The sequence below is a fragment of the Mucilaginibacter sp. NFR10 genome (assembly GCF_900100445.1).
Taxonomy (GTDB): Bacteria; Bacteroidota; Bacteroidia; order Sphingobacteriales; family Sphingobacteriaceae; genus Mucilaginibacter; species Mucilaginibacter rubeus.
This window is the reverse complement of the sequence record NZ_FMTV01000008.1, coordinates 34,516-61,358: the sequence shown is the minus strand read 5'-3', so window position 1 is coordinate 61,358 and position 26,843 is coordinate 34,516. Positions and strand designations below refer to the sequence as shown.

The window sequence follows — 26,843 nt, the reverse complement described above, 5'->3', positions numbered from 1 at the left end:
CCTAAAGGGGGGGAGCCTCTAAGCACAATAATAAAAAAAGGCCTCGTTTGTTTGAACGAGACCTAAAGTTTTTTACTCCCCCTTTAGGGGAACCGGGGACGAGATTATTTCACAATCTCAAACACGGCCTGGATCTGGAAACTTAGTTTGATGTTTTTGAAACTGATATCTGAGTCGCCAACATTGCTATCTGCCGAAGCTTTGAATGTCATCATATTGGCGGCATACATGCGCGGCTGCGGGAAGCTGCTGTTATCGCTTTCGGTAATATTGATAGCGCCGCCCAGCTTTTCACCAAGGGCAGCCAACAGGTAAGTTGCTTTATCGCGTGCGGCCAACAGGGCTTTGATTTTAAGGTCGCGTTTTAAATCAGCCATTTTTGAATAGTCATAACTTTCAATATTGGTAGCCTGAATCCCTTTAGGATCAATTTTCGACATGATCTGGTTAAACTTGTTCAGGTCGCGCACACGCAGGCCGTATTGTTTGCTGGCCAAAAAGTCGGGTGCTTTTTTCTTTTGATAGGTATTGTTCCAGGCAGATACATTGTTCACCGTAAAATCTGACGATGGAATGCCGGCGTCTTTAACGGCTTTTTCCAGCTGGTCTTCCAGGTCGTTAATGGCAATGTGCTTTTTGCCGTCCATATATTCCTGTAATGATATGGTCACGTTTATAATATCAGGAGTAACCTCCTGCTCGGCAATGCCGGTAACTTCAATTTTACGCCTAAGGTCAACGTTTTGGGCAAATGCGCCAATGGTAGTTGCTAATAGTGCGGCAAGGATAAATAGCTTTTTCATGTGTATATTATTTGATGTTATGACTAAGGTAACGTGTATTTAGTTTAATGTGTAACAGTAAGGCTACAATTATTTGCTAAGCCACTGGTATGCTTGTAAATAAACCGGTGGGTGGTTTTGTTTGAGGGGTGAAGTTAATTCCCTCCCTGGGAGGGCGCGTTGAAATGGCGGTTGCAGGGAGGGGTTTCTTCGCTATGCGTTAATAAAAACGGTCTAAAGCCCCCCCCCTTCCTACACCTTCCCCAGGGAAGTAATCACACGCGCCCTTTCTTTTTATATCTTTTCAATACCCAAACCCTTTATCTTTTTAATAGTTATACTACAACGCACTAATTTATTTGGTTATGAGATCGATATGGAAAGGTTCGATAGGTTTTGGGCTGGTGAGCATCCCTGTTAAATTATATTCGGCAGTACAAACCAGTTCGCTTGATTTTGATATGCTGGATAGCCGTGATCATGCACGCATCCGTTTTCAGCGGGTAAACGAAAATACCCATAAGGAAGTTCCCTACGATAAAATTGTAAAAGGCTATAAGCTTGATGAAGATTACGTGATCATGGACGAGCAGGACTTTGAGGATGCTGCCCCCGAAAAAAGCAAGGTAATTGAAATTGAAAGCTTTGTAGATATTGCCGATGTAAACCCCATGTTTTACGAAACATCATACTATACCGAGCCCGACACCAAAAACAACAAAGCCTATGCCCTGCTTATCCAGGCACTTACGCAATCAAAAAAAGCAGGGCTGGCCCGTTTTGTACTGCGCAGCACCGAAAGCCTTTGCATCGTTCATCCGCTTAAAAATGTACTGGTGGTAACCCGCATCCGTTTTGGACAGGAAATTCGTGGTACGGAAGATCTTAACCTGCCCGATAAGATTGATGTAAGTAAAAAGGAGCTGGATATGGGCCTCACCCTGATCAACCAGTACGCCGAAGATTTTGATGTATCTAAATTTAAAGATGAGTATAATGATGAGCTGCTCAGGATCATCGAAGCCAAATCAAAAGGCAAACGCGCCAAAGTTAAAAAGCTTAAACCCCGTAAAACAGGCAGTGACGATTTGTACGACCAGCTGATGGCCAGTTTAAAAAGCAAGAAAGGAGCCTAATGAAGCCGGAAGTACGGAGTTGAAAGTTTTAAGTCTGTAATTGAATTATTCCTCAAAAAGAGTCAACGTGTGTTGTTTTCAGAACTCATGGTTGGAAATGTTTGGAAAGCTGTTTTTTTAAGAAGATAAAATCCTTCAGACAATACGATTAAATTATCCTAATAATTAATTTTATTTTTAAAAGAATAAGTTTTGGCTTTGTGTTTGTAGTGTTTCTCTCACAAAAAACATTAAAACATCTATCATGGCAACTACTAAAGTAAAAACACCCGAACAAACTAATGATGTGCAGGAATCGGCACTGAATGAATTATTTATTGATGAATTAAAAGACATTTACTGGGCCGAAAAACATCTTACAAAAGCACTGCCTAAAATGGCTAAAGCGGCAACATCCGATGAATTACGCTCGGCTATCGAAAACCACCTGGCCGAAACCGAGCGGCAGGTGATTCGTTTGGAAGATGCATTTGCTTCCATTGGCCAAAAAGCCGTGGCTGTAAAATGTGAAGCGATGGCTGGCCTCATCAAAGAAGGTGAAGAAATTATATCAGAAACCGAAAAAGGCAGTATTACCCGTGATGCCGGTATTATTTCGGCTGCTCAAAAAATTGAGCACTACGAAATAGCATCATATGGCACCCTCCGCACGCTGGCTGGCGTACTGGGCTATGACCATGCGGCCGAACTGCTTGATTCAACCTTGCAGGAAGAAAAAACCTGCGATAGCCTGCTCACTCAAATTGCCGAAGCCGGTATCAACCAGGCATCAAAAGCCGAAAAAGCTTAACGTTTATTAGTTTTTTAAGAGCGGTCGTGGGGGAATTATTCCTCGCGGCCGTTTTTTATTTGAGCGTGTTGTCGCTAATCGATGAACGTAGCGCACAAGATTTCTCCTCGTTATTCGTCGAGATGACATTTCACGTTATATTAAGCAGCACCAACCGTTAATTACATATTAATTAAAGCATTTCCACAAACAATAAGCGGCAAACACGGTTTACCAACAAAAAACCGACGCCCTATGAAACAATTCCTCCTGGCACTATTCGCCTTTTTATTTTGCTTTTACGATAATGTTTTTGCCCAGGATAAATTAGATGGCGTTTATGCCGGATGCGAGTTTTCGCCAAGTCCGATATTTGGAGGGGGCATGAACAGAACTGACGTTGCTATATTATTCAGACCTGATGGTACTTTCAATTCTTCGCTTAACAGTGCCGACTGGCAAACCAGCGTAAGCGGGCATTACACCATAATTAGAGGGGAAGTAACACTTAAATATACTAAAAGCTCATCTGTTTATGGCATAACCAAATATGGAAGCCTTTCCAATTATGCACATGAACTGTTTAAACTTCAGGGGAACATTATACCTCCGGGCTATTACTCGTTCATCAGCGCTATGGGCGGTGGCGGCGCGGCCTATGGTACAACTTATGTAGGCGCTTTAAGCACACAGGGATTGAATTTCGACGGCAAGGGGCATTTTAGCAATTCGCGCTATTCGGGCTCAATGGTAGCCGGCGAAAATGTTGGCGGCGGCAGCTCAAGCAGCCGGGACGGCAGCGGCACCTATAAAATAAACAAAGGTGTGCTTACACTTACCTATACCGATGGCCACACTGAACTACACAGCTTTTTTTGTGATATGGGCGGTAAAACCCGCATGGCTGTAGTTGATGGGCGGGTATTTTTTGTAGACAATGATGACAATACCACCGCTAACAATACCAAATCATCAGCCGCGGCTAAAAAAACTTCCGAAAACTCCGCCGCAAATACAAGCAATGCCGCCGTGCCAAATGGAAAAACCTTGCTTTTAAAAGCCAATACCGCCCATGGAGGCGATAAACTGAATGCCCTGAAAACCGCCCGGTTAACAGGTTCCGTTTCGGGGTTAAAAGTTGTTGAGCTGATTGATATTCCCAACAGCAAGGTACGCGTTGAAATATGGAAAAACGGCAAACCTGTGTCGGTGCAACAAACCGAAGGCAGTAACGGATGGCAATGGAGCAGCGGCAACAAATCCGATCTTCCGGCCAATAACGTTGCCGAGATAAAAACCGCCTTATATACCGGGGTTATTGGGTTGCGCAGGTCATCGCTTGATCAAATGCAGATCATCAATACTCAAAAAATCCCCGATAATGATATGTATACGGTTCAATGCAGGTTAAATGGCAACGAATACGTGTTTGCTATAAATAATCAGAACCAACTAATGGCTTACGGCTATAAGGTAGGCGACAAAACCCTGTTCGCTATGCTGTCAGATCTTCGGCCGGTACAGGGTATTACCATTCCGTATCGTGAGGCCACAACAAGCGGCCAGCAAAAGCTCAATATTCAATACGAGAGCATGGATGTAAACCCTGTTTTAGACGGGCAAAGCTGGGCAGTACCTGCCGGCAACTAAATTCTATTTCAGGTAGATAATTTATTTGGCTTCAGGTACAGGTAATCATTCTTAAAATCGAGAATCATATTGAACCGTTTTAAAAGACCGTTCCCCAAATAGTTAATTTCAAAACCCATCGGGTTTTTATTGCTCAGCATAATGGCCGGCACATTACTAACAGGGAATCCATTGAGCCTGAATAGTGGTGTTTCTACAATCTTCATTTCATATTTTACCCCGCGCGGATCGCTGATGGTGGATGACTTGATGAGTTTAAGATCCCTGGGGAAATTATTTTTAACAGCCCATTCACTATCCAGGATCAATGACTGTTCGGATCCGGTATCCATAGAAAAATTGCCGGTGTATTTTTTGCCGCCTATTTCAAACGTACCGGTAACATATGGGAACGAATGGATAAAACCAATCTTCGAGCGTTCATAACCTTTTAAGTTTTCAGGCATTTTATCGCGGATGATGATACGGTTGTTATCATAATCAACCTCTACCTGTTTACCCTCAAACAGGTTCCAGCCAAAACGGCCATCCATTCCAGTCGAGGTTATGTTTGTGGGCAACATTTCCAGGTTGTGCCAAACTGATGTGCCGATTTGCAGCTTCAAAGCTTTGCTCATGTCATTAAAATTTGGCTTTGCTTTACCGGCCAAAACATCAGCCTGGTTAGGCAGCAGTTTCGTTTTATTTAATATGGCATCACTTGTTAAATGAAAGTCAAATGAGCTTAGGTCAAAGTGAAGAGATAAAGTGTCGGTATCATTCATCACTGCCTTTACTGCAATGGCATTATAGGCTGTAAGTTTAAAGGGAATAGTATCGTTTTTGCTGATTCGGGCTTCATGTTTGGCCGCCGGCGGTATAGCGCTTGCAATTTGCGTATAACATGAATCCTTACCGTTAAGCAGGATAACGAAGTTATACCTTGTGCCAGGCTTAACCTTTATCCTTATCGAATCGATATCTGTATAAAATGTAACCCATTTAGTTTCCCGGGTCCTATCGGCAGTATAAATGTCCGGTCGTGTTTTTGGCGAAAGCGACCATGCATTTTTATCCAAAAATCCGCCATCATTGATGGCTACTTTTTCAGAAGTGGCTTTGATTACCGGCAGTTTCGACTGGCCAAACACAAGCCCGGCAGGCAGCAGGCAGATAAGCAGCAGAAAATATTTCATCGTTTTTATGAGGTAAGGTGCCTAAAGATACACAGGGAATAAATCTTTCCAAAACACAACGTTAAATGAGCTGTATCTCCCCTAAAAAATACAAAATCTAAAACTTTTCAGTGGTCACAGTTATTATACTAATATCTATGAAAATCATTAATTAAAACAAAGTATTATGAACTCACTCCTGTATATCATTGCAGTCATCCTTATAATAGGATGGGCAATCGGCGTATTTTTTACAACGGTAGGCGGCCTGATCCACATTTTGCTGGTGATAGCTATTATCGCGCTTCTGTTAGGCGTAATCAGGCGGTCAACAGCTATATAATGCTGCTGAAAATATAAAACTAATAGGCTATCTCCAAAGAGATGAGCTATCTGAACCTTGATTCGATTGATTTGCGGATTACCTGATAAAATCAGAAAGTCTTTAAATCAAACGGATCAAGGTTTTTTGTATACTTGTTTAAATCATCAGGGAGAAATTCTTAATCAGGGGAGAATCAAAGTTTGAAAAATACATACATTTTATTATTTATGGCAGTTGCAGCCACCATCAGCGCATGTTCGCCTAAAGTTCAACCCTTCGCTGCCACTAATAAAGTATACCACAACCAAACCGATTCATTGACAGAGGTGATTAGCCGCGAGCAGCCGGCCATGCTGGTTGACAGTGCGGGAGGCGCCATCCCTTCGGAGTGGGTTGGCACCGTGAATTTCAACCTGCGTAAGCCCAATTATGTCATTATACATTATACTGCCCAGGATTCGGTTAAACAAACCCTCACCACATTCACTCTGGTAAAGCCGCAGGTGAGTGCGCATTATGTAGTAAGTAAAGATGGCAAGGTTTACCACATGCTAAATGATTACCTGCGGGCCTGGCATGCCGGCATCAGCAAATGGGGCAGTATTACCGATATGAACAGCTGTTCCATCGGCATTGAGATTGACAATAATGGGCACGAGCCTTTTAATGAGGTACAGGTAAAAAGCCTGCTGGCTTTATTGGCCCAATTAAAGAAAACCTACAACATTCCGCAGGCAAATTTCATAGGGCACCAGGATATAGCACCATTGCGCAAACCCGATCCGGGGCCATTATTTCCCTGGAAACTATTAGCTCAAAAAGGTTTTGGGTTTTGGAGAGAAGAACTGCTTGAACTTCCGCCCGATAATTTTGATTATGCTACAGCACTTAAGGTGATTGGCTATGATATCAGCAATCTCCCGGTAGCCATTGTTGCCTTTAAGCGGCACTTTGTACAAACGGATGAAACACCGGTAATGACACAGCTGGATTTGAATATTCTTTATAACGTTTACAGGAAATATTAGCCCGCAGGCTCTAAGGAGGAAGTGGAAATTGCTTTAGAAGCAACCTAACTTTTATCACATAAAATGAAAAAAATCACACCGCAGTTTATTGTGGAATTTATTGCAACTAATAATATTCCTTTTATTCCAACGCAATCCAGATTATCTATACCCATAATCTCAAGAATGTGTAGCAAGATGGAACATCATGTAAAATTTGGCGAGATAAAAATATGCGGCAAATTGATTATAGATGGGCATCACAGATACTTAAGTTCTTTGATCATGAATTTTGAGCTGGGACAAGTGGCGACTAACTTAACGTCGGCAACCAAAGAAACCCCATGGAACCAAATTGAGTTTGATGAAAATGATTGGGATTCTGCTGCAGGAATTGAACACCTAAATAGATTAGACGCGGAGTACAATAAATTAGAATTGGAATTTTTAAGACGAATAACATCTAATGACGAATAAGTAGTAATTTTGTATTATGTTGATTTTATTAGATATAGATGGAGTATTAGTCCCAGCAAACTCGTGGAAGAAACCTGAGTTTATGCCCGACGGCTTTCCCGTATTTAATTCAAGGGCGGTAAAGGCGCTTCAACATATTATAGCGGAAACTAATGCCTCTGTAATATTAACTACTTCACATAAATCGAAGTATAAAGTCGCCGAATGGAAAGATCTATTAAAGACGAGAGGGATTAGCCCTAAAAAGGTTCACCGACTGACGACAAATAGTTTAAAAAAGACACGTACTGAAGAAATATTGGAATGGTATAAAAAGAAACATCAACCGAGTCAAGAGTTTGTGATTATCGACGATGATAAAATGCTAAATGGATTACCTGAAAATATAAAACATAACCTTGTTTTAACCAGCCCATCGGTAGGGCTCACGGAAGATCTTGCAGAAGATGCCATTTCTATTTTAAGGAAAAAGAATTTTACTTTTTCTTAATTAAACAATAATATAAAGCCTCGGCGCAATGCACCAGGGCTTTATTATGATCTTTTTTAATATGTCATGGGTGAAAGCTATCGCCTACAGTTCCACATTTTTATTTATTTTTAGGATCTGGCTCAACATCACCATGCAAATAGCCCCACATCCCTTGCTTTCGGGTATTGTTAAGCACTATTTAATTATAGCGCATAATCAGCGGGTTGTCATGAATTACCGCCTGTTTTCGGACGGTAATCCGGGAATGGTGTTTCATCTGAAAGATCCTTTACTCCAATATAACCAACAACATACCCTTGCCAGCAAGCAACCGGGCAGTTTTGTTTACGGACAAATAACTCATTATAATGATATTACTTCGGTTGGCGAACTGGCTATGCTGATTGTGGTTTTACAACCTAATGCTTTACTATCTTTACTTGATGTGGCGACCTATGAGTTAACTAACAATACCGTACCGTTAAAAGACCTTTTCGGGCAGGAAGCCCTTGAACTTGAAGACCGGATCGCAAATACAGCTAACCTCCAGGCAGCTGCGGCAATTGCCGAACAGTTTTTATTGAACAAAACGGCTTCGAAAGGAAAACACGCCGGCATTACAGATCAGGCTATAAGCATCATTCATACAAGCAAGGGTATCATCAATGTTAAAAATTTACTTGATGTGATGCCCGTAACCGAACGGCAACTTGAGCGCAAATTCAATGAGGAAGTAGGTCTTTCTCCTAAAAAATTTATTGATGCCGTAAAGTTTCAAACCTATCTTAAACAACTTCAAAAACTATCTTCAATAAAAGAACTAAGCTCATTGAGTTATGCCTGCGGATATTACGATCAGGCGCATCTTAATCACTTTTTCCGGAAACATACAGGCCTTACTCCCCTGCAATACAAAGCCAATCATCATCTGTTGGCTATAAACTTTATGCCGCTCGTTTAAATTGCGTTTGTCGGTTTTTTACAATGCTTTTCGGTATAGCTCTGGTAGTTTTGAAAAAAGATGATCAGCGTATGGAAAACCTAACAATCGCCACTGCTCAATTTGAAAACAGAAGCGGTGATAAAGCCTATAATTTATCAGTTATTGAAAAAATGACAGCGGATGCCGCGGCACAAGGTGCCCAAGCAATAGCTTTTCATGAATGCTCGATAACAGGCTATACCTTTGCCCGGAAACTTAATAAAGCACAAATGCTTGAGTTAGCCGAAGAAATCCCCGGCGGGCCAAGCATCGCCACATTAACCGAATACGCCCGGCGATACGACATTGCCATACTGGCCGGGTTGTTTGAAAAGGACAAAGATGACAACCTTTACAAGGCTTATATATGCGTTGATAAAACCGGGATCGTTGCCAAACATCGTAAGCTGCACCCTTTTATCAACCCGCATCTTTTACCCGGCACAGCATATACCGTATTTGATTTGTATGGATGGAAATGCGGCATATTGATTTGTTATGATAATAATATAATTGAAAATGTACGTGCAACTACCCTCCTCGGTGCACAGGTTATTTTTATGCCGCACGTCACCATGTGCACACCATCAACCCGACCGGGCGCCGGTTTTGTTGACCCAGAATTATGGAAAGACAAAGAAGCAAATACAGTGTTACTTCGCCAGGAGTTTGACGGCCTTAAAGGCAGGCAATGGTTAATGAAATGGTTACCTGCCCGGGCATATGATAACGCAATTTATGCAGTATTCGCCAATCCGATAGGCATGGATGATGACCAGCTGAAAAATGGCTGCTCCATGATCCTCGATCCTTACGGCGATATTATAGCCGAATGCCGATCATTAGACAATGAGCTTGTTTTGGCTGAGCTAACCGCCGATAAACTAACCAAAGCGGGAGGCTATCGTTACATCCAGGCCAGGAAGCCCGAACTATACCGGAATATTATCGGCCGTGAACATGAAAGCTTTCAAAAAGTGGTTTGGCTTTAGGCCTTAACAACTTGCGCTCATTTGTAATGAGCGGTTAATCTGGTTTGGCTATTGCATCGCCAGTCGCGTTATAAACGCTAACCCATGTTTAAACCATCGCAAGAAAAAAAATGCCCCGGCACAACAAATGTACCGGGGCGCTATGCTTTTGACCTCCCCCTTTAGGAGGCCGGGGGCTAATCAATCCACTCAAACTTAGTATAAGGCACAAGCACTTCAGGCACTTTAATACCTTTTTCAGTCTGGTTGTTCTCTAACAAAGTAGCAACAATCCGCGGCAGGGCCAGCGCGCTGCCGTTTAGCGTATGTGCTAACTGCGTTTTACCATCGGCATTCCGGAAACGCAGCTTAAGCCTGTTACTCTGGAAAGTTTCAAAGTTTGATACTGATGAAACTTCCAGCCAGCGTTGTTGTGCCGCGCTCCAGGTTTCCATATCGTAAGTTAAGGCAGAACCAAAACCCATATCGCCGCCACAAAGGCGTAATACACGGTATGGTAAGCCTAATTTTTGTAACAGGCCCTGTACATGGCTGCTCATCAGCTCCAATATTTCGTATGATTTATCGGGATGGGCAATGGTTACTATCTCTACCTTATCAAACTGATGCAAGCGGTTCAGTCCGCGAACGTGTGCGCCATATGAACCGGCCTCACGACGGAAACATGGCGTATGCCCGCAGTTACGCACCGGTAACTGATCTTCTTTCAATATCACTTCACGGTACAGGTTAGTAATCGGCACCTCGGCGGTAGGGATCAGGTACAGGTTATCTACACCTACATGGTACATCTGTCCCTCTTTATCCGGCAATTGTGATGTGCCAAAGCCGGATGCTTCATTCACCATTAATGGTACACTTACCTCACTATAGCCTGCTTTTTCGGCCTCGTCGATAAAATAATTGATCAATGCGCGTTGCAATTTAGCACCCTTGTTTTTATATACTGGAAAACCGGCTCCGGTTATTTTAACGCCCAGTTCAAAATCAATCAGGTTGTATTTAGCGGCCAGTTCCCAATGCGGTAAAGCATCGGCAGGTAATTCGGGCCTGGTACCGTTTTCCAATACCACCTCATTGTCTTCAGGAGTTAAGCCTTTGGGTACTGAACTATGTGGCAGGTTGGGCAGCAATACCAGTTTCTGGTAAAGTTCCTCTTCGGTAATGGTAAGCAGATCGCCGAGCTTTTTGATCTCTTCTTTCCAGGCACCGGTTTTGCCCTTAAGGCCTTCCGCTTCTTCTTTTTTACCGGCACGCATCAGCTCGCCTATTTGTTTTGCAGCTGCATTGGCCTCGGCCGAAACATTATCCATACTGGTTTGAGTGGAGCGACGTTTGTCGTCCAGTTCAATTATTTCATCAACCAGTTGGGGCTGTTTAAAATTTTTTACAGCCAAACGTTCCAAAACCTGTTCCCGGTTATCACGGATATAACTAACTTGCAGCATTATTTTATTTTTTAGGCAAAGATATAAATAAGTCTATAGTCCATAGTCGATAGTCCATAGTAATTTACGTTAGCGGTGTAAGCCCGGAACGATGAAGAGCCATGGACCATCGACTATCGACTATCGACTCAAACAACATGAACAATCCAATAGGCAAACTATATTTAGTCCCCACCCCGATAGGTAATTTGGAAGATATGACCTTCAGGGCTATCCGCGTGTTGAAAGAGGTTGATCTGATACTGGCAGAGGATACCCGTACCTCCGCTCCGATGTTGAAACACTTCGAGATCCATCAAAAAGTATTTGCGCATCATCAACATAATGAGCATCAATCAAGCAACGAGATCATTAAGTTTTTGCTGCAGGGGAAAAATATCGCGCTTATTTCGGATGCCGGTACACCGGCTATTTCCGATCCGGGCTTTTTCCTGGTACGCGAGGCTTTGAAGTTTAATATCGCTGTGGAATGTCTGCCAGGCGCTACCGCATTTGTGCCGGCCCTGGTAAATTCGGGCTTTCCTACCGACAAGTTTTGTTTCGAGGGATTTTTGCCATTAAAAAAAGGCCGTCAAACCCGGTACAAGTTTTTGGCCGAAGAAGAGCGGACCATCATACTATATGAGTCGCCCCACCGTTTGTTAAAAACACTGGATGAGATGGCCACCTATTTTGGGGCCGACAGGCAGATCTCGGTATCCCGCGAGCTTACCAAAATGTTTGAAGAAACCGTGCGCGGCACTGTAGTTGAGGTAAAACAATACTTTGAAACGCACCCCATGAAAGGCGAGTTTGTGATGTGCGTGGCCGGCGCAGCGGCTAAACCGGCAAAAGGGAAATATGAAAGGGATGAGGAAGAAGAGTAAAACTTCAACTCTCCCGCATGTCATTGCGAGGCACGAGGCAATCGCATGCTATACAGAATTGCTTTGCTTCCGTGCGATTGCCACGCTACGCTCGCAATGACATTTTACAATTTTAAATATAAGCGACAACAGCATAATTCTTGTCACTCTACATGAAAAAAAACCTACCATTAGCCATACTATCTGGCTTGCTTTTATGGATAGCCTGGCCGCCTACCCCTTATACTACATTTTTACTCTTCATTGGCTTTGTACCTATGTTACTGGCGATTGAAAACATTATTAACGATGATAAACCTAAAAAAGGCAGGCGGGTATTTAATGTAACTTTCATCGGCTTTTTTATCTGGAACTCATTATCTGTTTATTGGGTTTATAACGCGTTAAAAATAGTGGGCGAGGTTGTGGCCATACCCATTACCCTTATCCCCTATTCGCTTGGGCCGCTGTTAATGGCGACGGCTTTCTGGCTGTATTACCGGTTTAGACTGGTTGCCCCTCGCTGGGTTGCACTAATTGGCTTAGTTTGCTTCTGGATCGGGTATGAATACCTGCATCAAAGCTGGGATCTCTACTTTCCGTGGATGACGCTTGGTAACGGTTTTGCCGTATCGCATCAATGGGTTCAATGGTATGAATATACCGGCGTTTACGGCGGCACTTTATGGATCTGGGTTGTAAATATCCTGGCTTTTTTAATTTATACAAGTCTTCACGAAGCTCAAACCAAACGCCACAGAATGGCATTGATCATGGCGATTGCAATTGTTGTAACAGTGCCTCTTGGCTATTCATTATCGGTTTATCATAACTATGTTGAAGAAGTAAACCCATCAAACATCGTTATTGCCCAGCCCAATATAGATCCGTACGAGAAAGATGGTACCATTCCCCCTGCTTCACAACTTGATATCCTGATCCAGCTTTCAAGACAGGTGGCCCAACCCAATACCGAGTTTTTTATATGGCCCGAAACAGCTATCCCCGCACCTGTTTATATTAACGAGGAACAGATAGGCCAAAATGATTTTATTAAGCAGGCCCAGCTTTTTTTACGGAAATATCCTAATGGCAACCTGGTTACCGGCGCCGAAACATACAGGCTATATAACAACAGGGCAACCCCAACGGCGGTTCCCTCACCATGGGGAGGCGACCAGTTCGCAGACTTTTATAGTACAGCCCTCAATATTGAAAATGGCGACAGGATTCAAACTTACCATAAATCACGGTTAGTACCCGGGGCCGAATCATTGCCTTTTGGCGATGCGCTTTCATTCCTGAAACCCGTATTTGAACATTTAGGCGGCGCTACCGGCAACTATGCTCCCGAAAAAGACGCAAAAGTGCTTTATTCGCAAAGCGGCATAGGGGTTGATCCGGTTATTTGCTATGAATCGATATGGGGAGGTTACATTGCCCGCTCTGTTAAAAAGGGTGCCCAGTTCATCGCTATTATTACTAACGATGGCTGGTGGGAAAACACATCGGGTAAAGATCAGCATTTAGATTATGCCAAACTTCGGGCTATCGAAACACGCCGCTGGGTTTGTCAATCGGCCAATACCGGTATTTCCGGGTTTATCAACCAGCGCGGCGATGTGGTTAAACATACTGAATGGTGGGTTAAAACCGCCATCAAACAGGATATCAACCTCAACAGCGAACTTACTTTCTACGTTAAACATGGCGATTATATCCCACAAACCGGCAGCGTATTGGCAGGGCTTGGCATTGTGTTTTTACTGGGGATGAGATTGAGGAAAAAACAAACGTTAACAGCTTAGGAGGCCAACTTAAAGGCTTTCAATCAAGTACAGAAAGGGTGGTTTTTATAATATCATCAAAAAAAGCCTTATCGGCTGTGGCTTTAGCTGATACCTGCATGCCTCTTACCGCATTCATGATGAACCGGGCCAATGCCAGGGAATCCTGAGGGCTACGGATCTCACCACTGTCCTGCCCTTTTTTTATAGCCTGAAGAATGGCATCTTCAAACTGCTGCTCATTTCGGCATACCACATTCTTAACTTCAGCATCCAGCGATGCCAGTTCAATTTCGGCATTTACCATGAAACAGCCTTTACGTTGTTCATCGTTTAGCAAATCGCGCATGGTAAGCTCTAAAAGCTTTTGTATAGCCTCTTTGGCCGATGCTGAATTATTGATAATATCACACATCTGGTTTCCACCCGCCTTTTGATAGCTATCCAAAGCTTTAATATATAAAGCGTGTTTATCACCAAAAGTATCATACAGGCTTGAGCGGCTGATGCCAAGGCCGTCAACCAAATCCTGCATAGACGTGCCATTGTAGCCCTTGTGCCAAAAAATGCAAACGGCCTTGCTTAATACCTCGGCTTCATCAAAATCTTTACTTCGTGCCATAACAAAAAAGCTTTACCCGTTTTGGGCAAAGCTATTCATTTTTAATTAATTGTTTAGTTATACCCTTCCCCGTTTACGTTAACCGGGTTTTACAGGCATGATTATCTCACACCGCCACTGGCCAGGATAATTTCACCGGTTAACCAGCGAGAATCATCAGATGCCAGGAATACGGCAACAGGTGCAATATCATCCGGCTGACCGATACGGCCAAGCGGTGTGGTGCTTTCAATTTGTGCTTGAAAATCACTGCCGATAAAACCTGCGGTGTGTGTTCCTTCGGTTTCGACCATGCCCGGGTTGATGGCATTCACACGGATCTTCTTAGGGCCAAGCTCTTTTGACAAAACCTGGGTAATAGAATCAACCGCGCCTTTGGTACCGGTATAGACAGCGCTTTGTGGAGGAGTGATACGGGTTACCGTTGAGCTTATGTTGATTATGCTGCCGCCTTTATCGCCAAAGCTATTTACCGCTCCCTGGGTAGCAAGCAATAAGCCCAGTACATTGATATCAAACTGGCGGTGAAATTCTTCTTCGGTTACAGCTTCTATTGGTGTAAACTGGTATACACCCGCATTGTTCACCAAAACATCAACACCACCGAACGCTTCTTTGGTTTCGGCAAAAAGACGGTCGACGTCGGCCTTCTTTGCCACGCTGCCTTGTACGGCGATAGCTTTGCCGCCTTCGGCGGTAATTTCGGCCACTACTTTATCAGCACCATTTTTATCTGATGCATAATTTACTACTACTGCAGCACCTGCCGAAGCCAGACTTTTAGCTATACCTGCGCCAATACCTTTTGAAGCTCCTGTTACTACTGCAACCTTGTTTTCTAATTTTTTCATTTTCTGGAAGATTAATTTAATTTTGGATCAATCGTTCCACAAATATAAACTCATTTCGGAACAATCATTCCTGAATTAATTTTTATTAGGCTGGGATGACAAATGAAGGGGGGGACACACTGGCGAACGTAATACAGATTTGTCAATCCAACAATACAATTGTCCATCATAGCTAAAAATTGGTGTCATCCCGAACTTGTTTCGGGAACCCACAGGACAAGCCACATGAAGTATACTTAGCAAGTGAGGTGCTGAAACAAGTTCAGCATGACGGATGGTGGAGACGTCATTTTACCTTCAGAGTTCGCCGGATTTAATTACTCAGAATGCAGGTGCTTTTTAATCTTGTATGGATATAATTCAAGTTACTCTTCTGTTGCCATTTCATTCCTTTTCAGAATAAAGGCCATCAGGTCATTGATGGGCTGTTTGATGATCTTGCCGGTTTTTACACCGTGCAGGTGGCACAGAGACACAAGCTCCTCAGAAAACGAATAAGCTATAGAGCCCACAAAGTGGCATTTATACTTGTGGTATTCGGGGTACGATTTAATATTGGTTTCAATAAATTCAACCAACCCGTCAACCAACATGGAATGTCCGTATTCGGTGGCCTTTATTTCGCTTACAAACTTACTGAACGATGCCAGGTAGGTATTGGCATTAGGCTTTTGATACACATTTTTGATCACGATCTCCTTGTTCAGGTGGTAGGCCTTATCAAATTGCTGGCTGATATCATACGGCATATTGCCATATAAAAAATCGGTAACCAGCTTTTTGCCAAACCATGTGCCGGCACCTTCATCGCCCAAAACAAAACCAAGGCCATGCTGCCCGTCATAGATATCTTCGCCATCAAAAAAGGAGATATTACTGCCGGTGCCCAGCACACAACAAATCCCTTTTTCCTGGCCACAGGTTGCATAAGCGCATCCCAGCAAATCGCTGTCAACACTGATATAGGCTTTGCTAAAATGCGTGCTCAGGGCATTTGATACTATTTCGTGCCTGTCGGGACTGCTGCATCCGGCACCAAAAAAATAAATTTCAGAAATTTCGCCGGCAAACGCCACCATTTCAGGGGCCTGCTCCAGCACAATGCGGGCTATCTCTTTTTCGGTTAAAAAATAGGGGTTTAATCCCGCAGTAAGGAATGAGCGGCTTTCCTGGTCTGAAACGGTCAGCAACCAATCAGTTTTTGATGATCCGCTATCTGCTACTAAGATCATTGACAAATTTCTTCGAGCGCTTTAACAGTAAGTGGCTTATGAATAAATTGTGTAATATGCTTATTATCTTCCGAGTCCCTGATATCGGTAGGATCAAGCGATGACGATAACATATATATTTTTATTCCTTTTTTAGCGATATCCAAACCGGCAAATTCGTGCAGAAACTCAAAACCCGTCATTATTGGCATCCTGATATCTAAAAAAATAACGTCGGGGTTCACCGATCCATCTTTTAATGATTCAATAGCTTCCATTGGCGAGTGACGCACAATGATATCTTCGGCAAAGTTGCTGCTTTCCAAAACCCGGCGTGTTATAAAGCTATCAATGTAGTTATCATCAATAAGCATACAGGTTTTGAAAGGCGCGGTCATGATTCAAAAATAAGTTTTTAAACTTACTATTAAAATATTTTTTATTTGATGTTAATACTGTTTGTTATCTGTTTTAACATGATCTCGGCCTGTTTACTTTGGTATTGCGCAGCAAAGAATTTTGATTGTGCGTCAAGATAGTTACGCTGTGCTTCCCTTACCTCAAGCGGGGTAATATTACCTAACTTATACTTATCAAGCGTAATATCCAGGTTTTTTTTGTTAAGGTTTACATTGGCTTCTTCCAGCTTTACAAGGTCAAGCCCCGAAAGGTATGCTACAAATAAGCTGTTGATCTGGCTTTCAATATCCAGTTTGGTTTGTTTAGCGGCAATGCCGGCATTGTCAATCTGGATCTTGGCATTCTTTTCGCGCCTGTTTTGGTTAAAGCCATTAAAAATGTTAATGCTTGCGGTGAGGCCGTAATTAAAGCCATGTACATTTTGCGACAAGGTAAACCCTGCCGGTGTTTTGCTGTTGGTAAAAGTATATCCCGATGTTACCCCCACCTGCGGATACCGTGTAGCGCGCACCTGTTTAAGATTGATCTCGGCCAGGCGCTGGTTTATTTGTGCCGATAATATCGCCGGATTTTGCAGTTGCGCGTTGTTAAGCACATCGGCCAGCGCAAGCTTTTCATCAATTACAATGGTATCGGCAACAGAAAAATCGGTTTGCAGGTCGCGGATCAGTAACTGGTTAAGCTGTATTTTGGTTGTCTTGAATTGCTGGTACTGGATCACCAGGTTGCCGGTATCTGTATTCAGATTTACCTGGGCATTCAATACTTCCAATCGCGAAGCCCTGCCTACAGCAAACTTATCATTGGCAATGCGCAACTGCGTGCGGGAAATATCAATAGCTCCTTTTAATGCCTTGATCTGTTCGTTCTGGCTGATCAAGTTATAATAGGTATCGATAACGCTGGCCACTGTTCTTTGTACGGTATCCTGTAATCTCAGCACACCCAGTTTATCCATCTGCTTTAGCTGATCATAGTTTGCAAACATGGCGAAGCCATCAAAAATTGTCCAGTTAAGGTTTACCCCATAATTATTATTGGAGTTTTTGGCATTGCGGATATTGTTAACCGTACCATCATTACGGGTTTGCTTGGTTGTTTGGCGACTGTTATTGTCATTAAAGTCGCCGGTAACCACCGGCAAGATCCCGGCATTACCAAGTGTAACATTATTTGATGCTATGGTTGAGTTGTTTTGCGACAACTTGATATTATAGTTGTTTTTCAGTGCTATTTCAACCGCGTCTTTTAAAGTAAGTAAGGGCGCATCCTGCTGGGCTAAAGCCATGGTTGATATCATAGCGAAACAACAAACCAGGCAGGCTATTTTCTTGATCATCATATTATGTTACAAGTTTTCGATCAGTTTAGGTTCTTGATGGTGCGGGTGACGGGCAGCTTCGGCTATTTCAGCCTCTGCAGCCAGGTCCTCAGGGTCGTGGTCATGGTCTTTACGGGTTTTAGCAGCCAGCAGCAGGTACATCATCGGGATGATGTAAAGGGTTAACACCAATGAAAACAGCATCCCGCCCATAATAACTATCCCCAACGACACACGGCTTTTTGCACCGGCACCCAATGCAAACGCAATTGGCACAGCACCAAGCACCACGGCTAAGCTGGTCATTAATATGGGGCGTAAACGCGCAGTTGCCGCTTCAATAACTGCCTCGTATTTGGCTACGCCCTGTTCCATCCGTTGGTTGGCAAACTCCACGATAAGAATACCGTTTTTAGTTACCAACCCTACAAGGGTGATGATCCCAATCTCGCTGAAAATATTGAGGGTTTGATTAAACAACCACAACGATAAAAACGCCCCCGAAATAGCCAGCGGCACGGTAAGCATCACGATAAGCGGGTCCATAAAGCTTTCAAACTGGGCTGCAAGTACCAGGTAGATCAGCAGCAAGGCAAAGCCAAAAGCAAAAAGAATGTTCGATGAACCTTCGGCATAGTCACGTGAGGGGCCGCTTAGCGCGGTACTAAAAGTATCGTCAAGTAAACTTTTGGAGATCCTGTCCATCTCCTTGATACCGTCACCTACGGTATAACCCGGAGCAAGCCCGGCCGAAAGAGTTGCCGATTTATAACGGTTAAAATGGTAGATGGCCGGAGGCGTGGCGCCCTCGGAGGTTTTAACTACGTTATCCAGTTGAACCAACGTCCCTTTTGAGCTGCGCACATAAATTGATTTCAGATCAAGCGGCTGATCGCGGTTAGCGCGGTCAACCTGTGCTATTACCTGGTATTGCTTACCGTTTATCAGGAAGTAGTCGAGCCGGCCGGCGCTATAATATAGTTGCAGCGTTTGGGCAATATCATCAACCGAAACACCTAAGTCGCGAGCACGCTCACGGTCGGTAACCACGCGCAACTCGGGTTTAGTAAATTTGAGGTTAACATCCGTTCCCTGGAAAACCGGGCTTTTGGATACCTCGGCAAAAAAGGTCGGCAGCACTTTACGGATCTTTTCAAAATCCTGGTTTTGGATAACATACTGCACCGGCAACGATGTTTTTGATCCGGAACCACCGCCGCTGATAGTTTGCTCCTGCACCACAATGGCACGTGCATCGGGCATTTTGCGTAGTTTACCATTCAGCCAGTCGGCAAGTTCCTGCTGGGTCCGTTTTCGTTCATCCGGACCAACCAGCCCTACCCTGCCAAAGCCGGTATTTGAAGCACCGCCGCCGCCAAATGATGGCGAAACAATTTCAAGGTTAACATTAGCCTCCGGAATTGAATCTGCAACCAGGTTAGACACCTTATCCATATACCGGGTCATGTACTCATAGGTTGCGCCTTCCGAACCGGTAACGCTGTAACGGAGCAAACTACGATCATCAAGCGGGGCAAGCTCGGATGGGATAACTTTTACCAGGACGCCGATGATAACCAAAGATGCAGCAAGAATGGCAAATGATACCCATTTACGCTTCATGAACTTAATGAGCGATTCGGTATATGAAGTGGTCATATTAATGAAGAACGGCTCCGTTCTTTCGTAAAACTTCGATTTCTTTTGGTTTTTGCGAATCAGCTTTACGTTAAGCATCGGGGTTAATGACAGGGACACGAATGCCGATATCAACACCGCTCCGGCCACTACTACCGCAAACTCGCGGAACAAACGCCCGGTAAAGCCCTGTAAAAACACAATAGGTAAAAACACAGCTGCCAGTGTAACCGATGTGGATACTACCGCGAAAAAAATCTCGGCCGAACCTTCAAAAGCCGCTTTACGGATCGCCATGCCCGCCTCTACCTTCTTATAGATGTTTTCTGTTACTACAATACCGTCATCCACCACCAGGCCCGTCGCCAGAACTATCCCCAAAAGGGTTAAGATATTAATAGAAAAACCGAAGATGTACATAATAAAGAAAGCACCGATCAATGATACCGGGATATCAATCAGCGGGCGGAAAGCTATCAGCCAATCGCGAAAGAAAAGGTAGATGATAATTACCACCAGTACAAAGGCCACGATCAATGTTTCCTGCACCTCAGATATCGACTGATTAATGAACCTCGTATTATCCAAAGCCACTTTTACCGAAATATCAGGCGGAAGGTCTTTTTTAATCTGTTCTAAACGGGTATAAAAATCCTTGGCTATCTGTACATAATTAGCACCCGGCTGTGGTACCAGTGCCAGACCAACCATCGGCACCCCCGACTCTTTAAATATGGTTTCCTCGTTTGCCGAGCCCAACACAGCATAACCAATATCGCTCAGCCTGATCACCCTGTTGCTATCGGCACGGATAATGAGGTTGTTAAAATCTTTTTCCGTTGCCAGTTTGCCCAAAGCCCTGATGGTAACTTCGGTATTATTACCCTCAATTTTACCTGCAGGCAACTCTACGTTTTCTTTAGCTAAAGCCGCACCAATGTCGGTAGCTGTAACGCCAAGTGCCGAAAGCTTGGTAGGGTCTATCCACAGGCGCATAGCATACTGGCGCTGCCCCTGTACGTTAATGGTACTTACACCGGGGATGGTTTGTAAGCCTTCCAGCAGCACATTTTCTGCATAATCATCCAACTGGTTGATGTTACGGGTGTCACTGCTCACGGTAAGGGTAATGATTTGGTCGGCGCTGGCATCGGCTTTGGTTACTACCGGCGGGGCGTTAATATCCTGCGGTAGCTGGCGCTGGGCCTGGCCCACTTTATCGCGCACGTCGTTTGCTGCTGTTTCCAGGTCGGCATCAAGGTCAAACTCAACGGTGATGTTGCTTTGCCCAACCGAACTGGTTGATGAAATGTTGCGGATGCCCGGAACACCATTAATGGATTTTTCGAGCGGCTCCGTGATCTGCGATTCAATTACATCGGCATTGGCACCGGAGTAACTGGTTGATACCGAAATTATGGGCGGGTCGACCGAAGGAAAATCCCTCACGCCCAAAAACTTATAGCCGATAATACCAAATACAACAATAACCACAGACATTACTGTTGCCAATACCGGCCGCTTAATACTTACTGAGGATAAACTCATATTGGTTTATTTAATAACTTTTAAAATTTTCAAAGGCACTTTTGGCCGCATTTGGATCAGGCCCGATACTACCACACTGTCGCCAGGCTTTAAGCCTTCAATTACCTGGATTTTTGTATCGGTACGCAGATCTGTTTTTACCGGTTTTGACATGGCTTTACCATTGTGGTAGATCCAAACCAGGCTGCTTTTCAAATCGGGAATAACCGCCTCTGTTGGCAGCAAAATGGTTTTAGGAATTTGATCAAGCGTTAAATTGATCTTGGCAAAGCTGCCCGCGGTAAGGATCCCTTTAGGATTGGGTGCCTTAGCGCGCACAGTAATAGTACGCGAGCTTGCATCAATTGAAGGGTCAATGGCATACACTGTACCCACAAAACTCTCCATCGAGCTTTCTGTTTTGAACCTGATCTTACTGCCGGGGCCAAGTATAGAAAGATACCTTTCAGGCACAGCAAAGGTTACTTTTGCCGGATCGATATTAACCAGATCGGCAATAGGCGATGATGGCGAGAGGTAACTGCCCGGGCTCACATTCCTTAAACCGATAGTCCCCGAAAAGGGCGCCCGGATCTCGGTACGGGCAATCTGCGCCTTAATTACATCGGCTGCAGCTTTTAACGAATTTAATGATGTTAATGAAGTATCATATTCCTCCTGGCTTATGGCTTCTTTTTGAAGCAACTGACGGTTGCGGCTTTCCTGTTGTTTTGCCAATGCCACCTGATACTGGTTTTGCTGCAACGATGCTTCCAGGTCCTGGTTGTACACTTTAACCAGCAACTGGCCCTTTGTTACTTTAGTGCCTTCATTAAAATAGATCCCGGTAATATTCCCTGCTGTTTGGCTTATCAGGCTTACCTTTTCATTGGCATCAATGGTGCCGGTAATATCAATAATGTTGTTTACGGCGGTATCTTTAACTATCATTACTTTAACCCCTACCGCGCCGCCGCCTTTTTTCTTATCACCTTTACCCGAAGCCATAGCCGCGGCCGATTTCTTTGCCCCTTCGCTAAAAAATTTATTGTAAATTAAATAGGCAACCAGCAGGGCCAGCGCCGTGTAAATAATATATTTCGTTTTCATACTTTGTTTAATCCGTGTGTGATTTAGCTTGTAGGGTTGTTTCGGGTGATACCAATGGTTTTAAATTTTTATGCATGCGGGTAAGTACGCTTTCAAATACCTGCATATCGGCTTCGGATATGCCTTCGGTAATATCCGCGTTGATGGCTTCAAATGTTTCAATGATCTGAGGAACGGCCAGTTTTGCCTTATCGGTAACGCGAAGCAATTGCTGCCGCCTGTCGTTCGGGTTGTTTTCGCGGTAAACAAAACCTTTTGCTGTAAGCAGATTAATGATGCTTACCATAGCCGATTTATCCTTGCCCAGCAGATGTGCCAACGCGTTTTGGGTAAGTTGCCCGTCATGAAAGTAAATGAGCGAAAGTATATAGTGATACCGGGTAACATCCAGGTGAACGGTATGCTTTACCAGTACATTAAGGTACAGTTTACCTAAGCGTATCAGCTTGCGCGAAATAGGTTCAATCAGTTCCATTTACTTAAAAATCGATGTAAAACTAATAGCATAATATCAACAATAGTTGCATGTATCAACCATTTTACAACGGTGTTTAGGGCGCTGTAACGCCACATACATAACTGATTATATAATATTTTATAAATTGCGGCCATGAAACTGACCAACCTACGCACGTTATTTTTTCTAACGATTTTTATTATGAGTACTACTATCAGCAAAGCCGCCGCCAGCGCTCAGATTACCTACAATGTTTCGTTTCCTGAAGCCCAGGCCCATTATGCTGATATTGAAATGCATATTACCGGCCTTCAGCAAAACACCCTTGAGCTCAAAATGCCGGTATGGACACCGGGCTCATACCTGGTGCGCGAGTTCGCAAAAAACATCGAATCATTAACTGCTGAAGCTAACGGCAAACCCGTTGCAGCACCCAAAATCAATAAGAATACCTGGCAAATTGTTACAAAAGGAATTTCATCGGTAACGGTAAAATACAGGGTTTATGCCTTTGAGCTCTCCGTACGTACCAGCTTTATAGATGCCTCGCATGGCTTCCTTTCCACTACGGGCATCTTTATTTACCCGGCCAGCATGCTGCATTCGCCCGCTATCATCCACATCAAACCATATAAAAACTGGGATAAAGTTTCAACAAGCCTCGATATGGTGAATAATGATCCGTTTACCCGTTTATCACCAAGCTTCGATATCCTGTTCGATTCGCCAATTGAAGTAGGCAACCAGGATGTTTTTGGATTTGATGCATCTGGTGTTCATTATGAAATTTGCATGTACGGCGGCGGCAATTATGATAAGGAAAAATTAAAAGCCGATATCCACAAAATTGTTGATCAGGAAACGGCCGTTTTTGGCGAAAACCCCAATAAACACTATGTATTTATTGTACATAACCGCCAACGTAATGGTGGCGGTTTGGAGCACCTGAGCTCGACAGTTTTAGGAGCATCTCGCGATAACTACACCAACGATAAAGGATATCAAAGCTTTTTAGGCCTTGTTGCCCACGAGCATTTTCACTTATGGAACGTGAAACGCCTGCGCCCGATTGTGTTAGGCCCTTTTGATTATGACAATGAAAACTATACTACCAATTTGTGGATAGCCGAAGGTTTTACCGAGTACTACCAGGGTATCATTGTACGTCGTACGCAGCTGTTCCCGGTCCAGAATTATTTTGATGTTTTGGAAGGCGAGTTCAATGTTCTGGAAAACCTGCCCGGAAAGAATGTACAAACCGTTGCCGAATCAAGCTTTGATGCCTGGATCAAGGCTTACCGGCCTAACGAAAATTCAAACAACACCACGATATCATATTATAATAAAGGAGCAATCATTGGGATGATGCTCGATCTGGAGATCATCAACGACAGCAAAGGCAAATACTCGTTAGATGATGCCATGAAGTACATGTACACCCAGTATTATAAAATCAAAAAGCGCGGTTATACCGATGCTGAGTTTAAAGCAGCCTTTGAAAAATTTGCAGGTAAAAAACTGGATGATTTTTATGCCAGATACATCAATGGTCTAACCCCTATCGATTATAATAAATATTTAGGTTATGCCGGTTATAAGGTAGAGGATGAACTGGCCGATAAAAACGATGCGGCTTTAGGTATCACTACTACAACAACCGCAGCTAAAAAAATTATTGTTACGAGCGTGCAGCGTGGTACTGCCGCTTATATTGATGGCATTAACGTAAACGACGAGATCACTGCTATTGACGGAACGCCGGTTACTGATGCTGCAACCCTGATCAATGGTAAAAATCCCGGCGATAAAATTGAAGTTACTGTAACCCGCGACGGGCAAGTTATGACCTTACCGGTTACCCTGCTGAAAAGCAACCGCGTTAAATACAATATTGTTACTGTTGATAGCCCAACCGAACAGCAAATGGTTGTTAGGAAGAAATGGTTAAGCATATAAAAACTACTATTTACAGGGAAAGGCTGGCTGAGAAGCTGGCCTTTCTTGTTTAACACCCGTCTCCAATCGTCATCCCGAACTTGTTTCGGGAACCCACAGGACAAGCCGCCGATTGCCTGGCAAACGTGCTACTTAGCGTGTGGGGTGCTGAAACAAGTTCAGCATGACGGTGAAAGGCTAGCATTTTAGAATGTCCCCGTCAACAAAAAAATTAAAATATTAAAGCATAAGTTATATTTTTATAGCTTATGCCCGCTGCAACCTCATTAAAAAAAATACGCCCGATACAGCTTGTCGCTGTTATTTTTTTTACTGTATCCGGTGGCCCTTACGGCCTTGAGCCGCTATTAAGTTATGCAGGCGATCATGGCGCGTTAATCATCCTGCTCATAACCCCGTTAATGTGGGATGTGCCGGCAATATTTACCGTGCTTGAGCTTAACAGCATGATGCCTGTTACCGGCGGCTATTACAAATGGGTAAAATATGCCCTCGGTACCCACTGGGGTTTTATTGAGGGCTGGTGGACCTGGCTCTATACTTTTGTCGACCTTGCCATTTACCCTGTGTTGTTTGTACAATACGCCGGTTTCTTTTTCCCCGAATTGCTAAATTTTCAGATTCCGGTTTGTTTGGTGATCATCTGGGCATCAGCCGGGTTAAATATTTTAGGCATTATGCCGGTGGGTAGGGTATCTGTATTTTTGAGTGCGGCCGTTCTCGCCCCGATCATATTAATGATAGCGTTAGGTATTTATCACCATAGCGGGCCAATGCACATCCCCTCAACATCATTAAAAGGGCTCAGCTTTCCGTCGTTTGGTATGGCTTTGTACACGGTAATGTGGAATTGCCTCGGCTGGGATAATGTAACCACCTATGCCGAAGAAGTTGAAAAGCCGGTACGCTCCTACCTTATTTCTATTTTTACAGCTTTCGCGTTGGTAATGGTGGTGTACTTTTTTGCCATCTGGGTTGCCCAGCAATCGGGCATTAACCATGATACCTTAACCGAAAATGGGTTTCCTGCATTAGGCGAATTGATTGGCGGGCATTGGCTGGGTATAGTAGTTGCAGCAGGCGGTATGGCCAGTACCCTCGGAATCTATACCGCTGTATTGTTATCGGTATCACGCGTGCCGCAGGTAATGTCTGAAGACAATTTACTTCCAAAAGGAGTTAACAAACTGCACTCTCTTTTTAAAACACCCTTTGTTTCCATCATCATTTGCTCCATAGTAGTGAGTTTTATGGTATTGTGGACTTTTGCCGATCTGCTCATCATTGATGTAACCGTTTACGGCGCGGGGCTTTCTTTAGAATACATCGCCCTCGTAAAACTCCGCGTCAAGGAGCCGATGAAAGAGCGGCCTTTCCGCATCCCGCTTAGCGTTACCGGCCTATGCCTAATAATGCTGTTGCCATTTATTGTTTACAGCGTAGCACTTGGCGGGGCATTAAGCTCAACACCGAAGGCCCTTTCGGCTGCTGTTTTTGCACTGGTTGCATTATCAAGTGCGGAAGTGGCCTGGCAAATTATTAAACTAAGCAAGCCTGAGCTGAAGCAATAATAATACATGAATCAATTGGCCATCTAATACAATTAATTCCAACTTCGCAAATCGTGGTGCAGAAACAGGGCAATCGTTTTTAAACAATTCGATCTGTTTTACAAATCTCACACTGAAAAATTTTCACACAAATGCTTTGCATGCTGTCCACAATTAATCGAATTACACGAATCTCAAATTAATTCAATTCGTGTAACTCGATTAATACGTAAAAATTAGTGTGAAAATTTTCATTTATTGCTTTTCAATATACAACTGGTTAAAAGCTATTTCCCTGAGTGAGGAAAGAAAAATTCGTGCAATTCGATTAATTCGGAAAAATTTGTGGCGATA

Annotated in this window: 24 protein-coding genes; 13 read left to right on the top strand and 11 right to left on the bottom strand. The window is 43.7% G+C overall.

Features of this window, described 5'->3' with window-relative positions:
* Positions 1-104: 104 nt before the first annotated feature.
* Positions 105-803, bottom strand: a complete 699-nt coding sequence (locus tag BLP33_RS22850; protein WP_090533514.1) for an SIMPL domain-containing protein — start codon at positions 801-803, stop codon at positions 105-107.
* 344 nt (positions 804-1,147) lie between these two features.
* Between BLP33_RS22850 and BLP33_RS22845 the strand changes: the two genes are divergently transcribed.
* From BLP33_RS22845 to BLP33_RS22835, 3 genes are all read left to right on the top strand, one after another.
* Positions 1,148-1,918: a non-homologous end joining protein Ku gene (locus tag BLP33_RS22845; RefSeq protein WP_090533511.1), complete on the top strand. Its 771-nt coding sequence runs from the start codon at positions 1,148-1,150 to the stop codon at positions 1,916-1,918.
* 244 nt (positions 1,919-2,162) lie between these two features.
* On the top strand, positions 2,163-2,708 hold the full coding sequence (locus tag BLP33_RS22840; protein ID WP_090533509.1) for a YciE/YciF ferroxidase family protein: 546 nt from the start codon (positions 2,163-2,165) through the stop codon (positions 2,706-2,708).
* Positions 2,709-2,942: 234 nt separating this feature from the next.
* Positions 2,943-4,337 (top strand): hypothetical protein, encoded by a 1,395-nt coding sequence (locus tag BLP33_RS22835; protein ID WP_090533507.1) that lies wholly within the window; start codon positions 2,943-2,945, stop codon positions 4,335-4,337.
* An 8-nt stretch (positions 4,338-4,345) separates the two neighbouring features.
* Here BLP33_RS22835 and BLP33_RS22830 read toward each other — a convergent pair whose 3' ends face one another.
* Positions 4,346-5,512 carry a hypothetical protein gene (locus BLP33_RS22830; protein ID WP_090533505.1) on the bottom strand — a complete coding sequence of 389 codons (1,167 nt, stop codon included), beginning with the start codon at positions 5,510-5,512 and terminating at the stop codon, positions 4,346-4,348.
* A 166-nt stretch (positions 5,513-5,678) separates the two neighbouring features.
* Between BLP33_RS22830 and BLP33_RS27225 the strand changes: the two genes are divergently transcribed.
* The 6 genes from BLP33_RS27225 to BLP33_RS22805 all read left to right on the top strand — a co-directional run bounded on the left by BLP33_RS27225 (position 5,679) and on the right by BLP33_RS22805 (position 9,746).
* Positions 5,679-5,834, top strand: coding sequence for a lmo0937 family membrane protein (locus BLP33_RS27225; RefSeq protein ID WP_139160049.1), 156 nt, complete (start codon positions 5,679-5,681; stop codon positions 5,832-5,834).
* 209 nt (positions 5,835-6,043) lie between these two features.
* Positions 6,044-6,844 (top strand): N-acetylmuramoyl-L-alanine amidase, encoded by an 801-nt coding sequence (locus BLP33_RS22825; protein WP_090533503.1) that lies wholly within the window; start codon positions 6,044-6,046, stop codon positions 6,842-6,844.
* 63 nt (positions 6,845-6,907) lie between these two features.
* Complete coding sequence (locus BLP33_RS22820; protein ID WP_090533501.1) at positions 6,908-7,300, top strand: hypothetical protein; 393 nt, start codon at positions 6,908-6,910, stop codon at positions 7,298-7,300.
* A gap of 16 nt (positions 7,301-7,316) precedes the next feature.
* Positions 7,317-7,790 (top strand): HAD domain-containing protein, encoded by a 474-nt coding sequence (locus BLP33_RS22815; protein WP_090533499.1) that lies wholly within the window; start codon positions 7,317-7,319, stop codon positions 7,788-7,790.
* 61 nt (positions 7,791-7,851) lie between these two features.
* Positions 7,852-8,733, top strand: a complete 882-nt coding sequence (locus BLP33_RS22810) for an AraC family transcriptional regulator (protein ID WP_175490095.1) — start codon at positions 7,852-7,854, stop codon at positions 8,731-8,733.
* 71 nt (positions 8,734-8,804) lie between these two features.
* Positions 8,805-9,746, top strand: a complete 942-nt coding sequence (locus BLP33_RS22805) for a nitrilase family protein (protein ID WP_090533821.1) — start codon at positions 8,805-8,807, stop codon at positions 9,744-9,746.
* 176 nt (positions 9,747-9,922) lie between these two features.
* Here the strand turns inward: BLP33_RS22805 and serS are convergent, their stop codons facing one another.
* Positions 9,923-11,194 carry a serine--tRNA ligase gene (gene serS, locus BLP33_RS22800; protein ID WP_090533497.1) on the bottom strand — a complete coding sequence of 424 codons (1,272 nt, stop codon included), beginning with the start codon at positions 11,192-11,194 and terminating at the stop codon, positions 9,923-9,925.
* A 137-nt stretch (positions 11,195-11,331) separates the two neighbouring features.
* Between serS and rsmI the strand changes: the two genes are divergently transcribed.
* Together rsmI and lnt are read left to right on the top strand one after the other, a co-directional pair.
* Positions 11,332-12,060, top strand: coding sequence for a 16S rRNA (cytidine(1402)-2'-O)-methyltransferase (gene rsmI / locus BLP33_RS22795; RefSeq protein ID WP_175490094.1), 729 nt, complete (start codon positions 11,332-11,334; stop codon positions 12,058-12,060).
* Positions 12,061-12,212: 152 nt separating this feature from the next.
* Positions 12,213-13,847 (top strand): apolipoprotein N-acyltransferase, encoded by a 1,635-nt coding sequence (gene lnt, locus BLP33_RS22790; protein ID WP_090533493.1) that lies wholly within the window; start codon positions 12,213-12,215, stop codon positions 13,845-13,847.
* 19 nt (positions 13,848-13,866) lie between these two features.
* On the opposite strand, the gene BLP33_RS22785 is transcribed toward lnt, so the two are convergent.
* The 8 genes from BLP33_RS22785 to BLP33_RS22750 form a co-directional block, all read right to left on the bottom strand.
* Entirely contained in the window at positions 13,867-14,448 is a 582-nt protein-coding gene (locus BLP33_RS22785; RefSeq protein ID WP_090533491.1) for a TetR/AcrR family transcriptional regulator, read from the bottom strand.
* A gap of 101 nt (positions 14,449-14,549) precedes the next feature.
* Complete coding sequence (locus BLP33_RS22780; protein WP_090533489.1) at positions 14,550-15,299, bottom strand: SDR family NAD(P)-dependent oxidoreductase; 750 nt, start codon at positions 15,297-15,299, stop codon at positions 14,550-14,552.
* Positions 15,300-15,664: 365 nt separating this feature from the next.
* Complete coding sequence (locus tag BLP33_RS22775) at positions 15,665-16,531, bottom strand: N-acetylglucosamine kinase (RefSeq protein ID WP_090533487.1); 867 nt, start codon at positions 16,529-16,531, stop codon at positions 15,665-15,667.
* Complete coding sequence (locus tag BLP33_RS22770) at positions 16,528-16,908, bottom strand: response regulator (protein ID WP_090533485.1); 381 nt, start codon at positions 16,906-16,908, stop codon at positions 16,528-16,530. Before BLP33_RS22770 ends, BLP33_RS22775 begins: the two co-directional genes overlap by 4 nt.
* A 41-nt stretch (positions 16,909-16,949) precedes the next feature.
* On the bottom strand, positions 16,950-18,272 hold the full coding sequence (locus BLP33_RS22765) for a TolC family protein (RefSeq protein WP_229701719.1): 1,323 nt from the start codon (positions 18,270-18,272) through the stop codon (positions 16,950-16,952).
* A 6-nt stretch (positions 18,273-18,278) separates the two neighbouring features.
* Positions 18,279-21,437 (bottom strand): efflux RND transporter permease subunit, encoded by a 3,159-nt coding sequence (locus BLP33_RS22760; protein WP_090533481.1) that lies wholly within the window; start codon positions 21,435-21,437, stop codon positions 18,279-18,281.
* A gap of 6 nt (positions 21,438-21,443) precedes the next feature.
* Positions 21,444-22,526: an efflux RND transporter periplasmic adaptor subunit gene (locus tag BLP33_RS22755; RefSeq protein ID WP_090533478.1), complete on the bottom strand. Its 1,083-nt coding sequence runs from the start codon at positions 22,524-22,526 to the stop codon at positions 21,444-21,446.
* A gap of 7 nt (positions 22,527-22,533) precedes the next feature.
* Positions 22,534-23,001, bottom strand: a complete 468-nt coding sequence (locus BLP33_RS22750) for a MarR family winged helix-turn-helix transcriptional regulator (protein WP_090533476.1) — start codon at positions 22,999-23,001, stop codon at positions 22,534-22,536.
* Positions 23,002-23,184: 183 nt separating this feature from the next.
* Between BLP33_RS22750 and BLP33_RS22745 the strand changes: the two genes are divergently transcribed.
* On the top strand, positions 23,185-24,939 hold the full coding sequence (locus BLP33_RS22745; protein WP_090533475.1) for a M61 family metallopeptidase: 1,755 nt from the start codon (positions 23,185-23,187) through the stop codon (positions 24,937-24,939).
* Between the two features lie 248 nt (positions 24,940-25,187).
* Positions 25,188-26,510, top strand: coding sequence for an APC family permease (locus tag BLP33_RS22740; RefSeq protein ID WP_090533473.1), 1,323 nt, complete (start codon positions 25,188-25,190; stop codon positions 26,508-26,510).
* The last annotated feature ends 333 nt before the right edge of the window (positions 26,511-26,843 follow it).

Bases quoted from the DNA above. Each gene is read 5' to 3' on its own strand.
- BLP33_RS22755 (WP_090533478.1), bottom strand. From the start codon at position 22,526: ATGAAAACGAAATATATTATTTACACGGCGCTGGCCCTGCTGGTTGCC.
- BLP33_RS22785 (WP_090533491.1), bottom strand. From the start codon at position 14,448: ATGGCACGAAGTAAAGATTTTGATGAAGCCGAGGTATTAAGCAAGGCC.
- lnt (WP_090533493.1), top strand. From the start codon at position 12,213: ATGAAAAAAAACCTACCATTAGCCATACTATCTGGCTTGCTTTTATGG.
- BLP33_RS22805 (WP_090533821.1), top strand. From the start codon at position 8,805: ATGGAAAACCTAACAATCGCCACTGCTCAATTTGAAAACAGAAGCGGT.
- BLP33_RS22815 (WP_090533499.1), top strand. From the start codon at position 7,317: ATGTTGATTTTATTAGATATAGATGGAGTATTAGTCCCAGCAAACTCG.
- BLP33_RS22770 (WP_090533485.1), bottom strand. From the start codon at position 16,908: ATGACCGCGCCTTTCAAAACCTGTATGCTTATTGATGATAACTACATT.
- BLP33_RS22810 (WP_175490095.1), top strand. From the start codon at position 7,852: ATGTCATGGGTGAAAGCTATCGCCTACAGTTCCACATTTTTATTTATT.
- BLP33_RS22780 (WP_090533489.1), bottom strand. From the start codon at position 15,299: ATGAAAAAATTAGAAAACAAGGTTGCAGTAGTAACAGGAGCTTCAAAA.
- BLP33_RS22835 (WP_090533507.1), top strand. From the start codon at position 2,943: ATGAAACAATTCCTCCTGGCACTATTCGCCTTTTTATTTTGCTTTTAC.
- BLP33_RS22830 (WP_090533505.1), bottom strand. From the start codon at position 5,512: ATGAAATATTTTCTGCTGCTTATCTGCCTGCTGCCTGCCGGGCTTGTG.
- BLP33_RS27225 (WP_139160049.1), top strand. From the start codon at position 5,679: ATGAACTCACTCCTGTATATCATTGCAGTCATCCTTATAATAGGATGG.
- serS (WP_090533497.1), bottom strand. From the start codon at position 11,194: ATGCTGCAAGTTAGTTATATCCGTGATAACCGGGAACAGGTTTTGGAA.
- rsmI (WP_175490094.1), top strand. From the start codon at position 11,332: ATGAACAATCCAATAGGCAAACTATATTTAGTCCCCACCCCGATAGGT.
- BLP33_RS22845 (WP_090533511.1), top strand. From the start codon at position 1,148: ATGAGATCGATATGGAAAGGTTCGATAGGTTTTGGGCTGGTGAGCATC.
- BLP33_RS22820 (WP_090533501.1), top strand. From the start codon at position 6,908: ATGAAAAAAATCACACCGCAGTTTATTGTGGAATTTATTGCAACTAAT.
- BLP33_RS22740 (WP_090533473.1), top strand. From the start codon at position 25,188: ATGCCCGCTGCAACCTCATTAAAAAAAATACGCCCGATACAGCTTGTC.
- BLP33_RS22750 (WP_090533476.1), bottom strand. From the start codon at position 23,001: ATGGAACTGATTGAACCTATTTCGCGCAAGCTGATACGCTTAGGTAAA.
- BLP33_RS22825 (WP_090533503.1), top strand. From the start codon at position 6,044: ATGGCAGTTGCAGCCACCATCAGCGCATGTTCGCCTAAAGTTCAACCC.
- BLP33_RS22775 (WP_090533487.1), bottom strand. From the start codon at position 16,531: ATGATCTTAGTAGCAGATAGCGGATCATCAAAAACTGATTGGTTGCTG.
- BLP33_RS22765 (WP_229701719.1), bottom strand. From the start codon at position 18,272: ATGATGATCAAGAAAATAGCCTGCCTGGTTTGTTGTTTCGCTATGATA.
- BLP33_RS22760 (WP_090533481.1), bottom strand. From the start codon at position 21,437: ATGAGTTTATCCTCAGTAAGTATTAAGCGGCCGGTATTGGCAACAGTA.
- BLP33_RS22850 (WP_090533514.1), bottom strand. From the start codon at position 803: ATGAAAAAGCTATTTATCCTTGCCGCACTATTAGCAACTACCATTGGC.
- BLP33_RS22745 (WP_090533475.1), top strand. From the start codon at position 23,185: ATGAGTACTACTATCAGCAAAGCCGCCGCCAGCGCTCAGATTACCTAC.
- BLP33_RS22840 (WP_090533509.1), top strand. From the start codon at position 2,163: ATGGCAACTACTAAAGTAAAAACACCCGAACAAACTAATGATGTGCAG.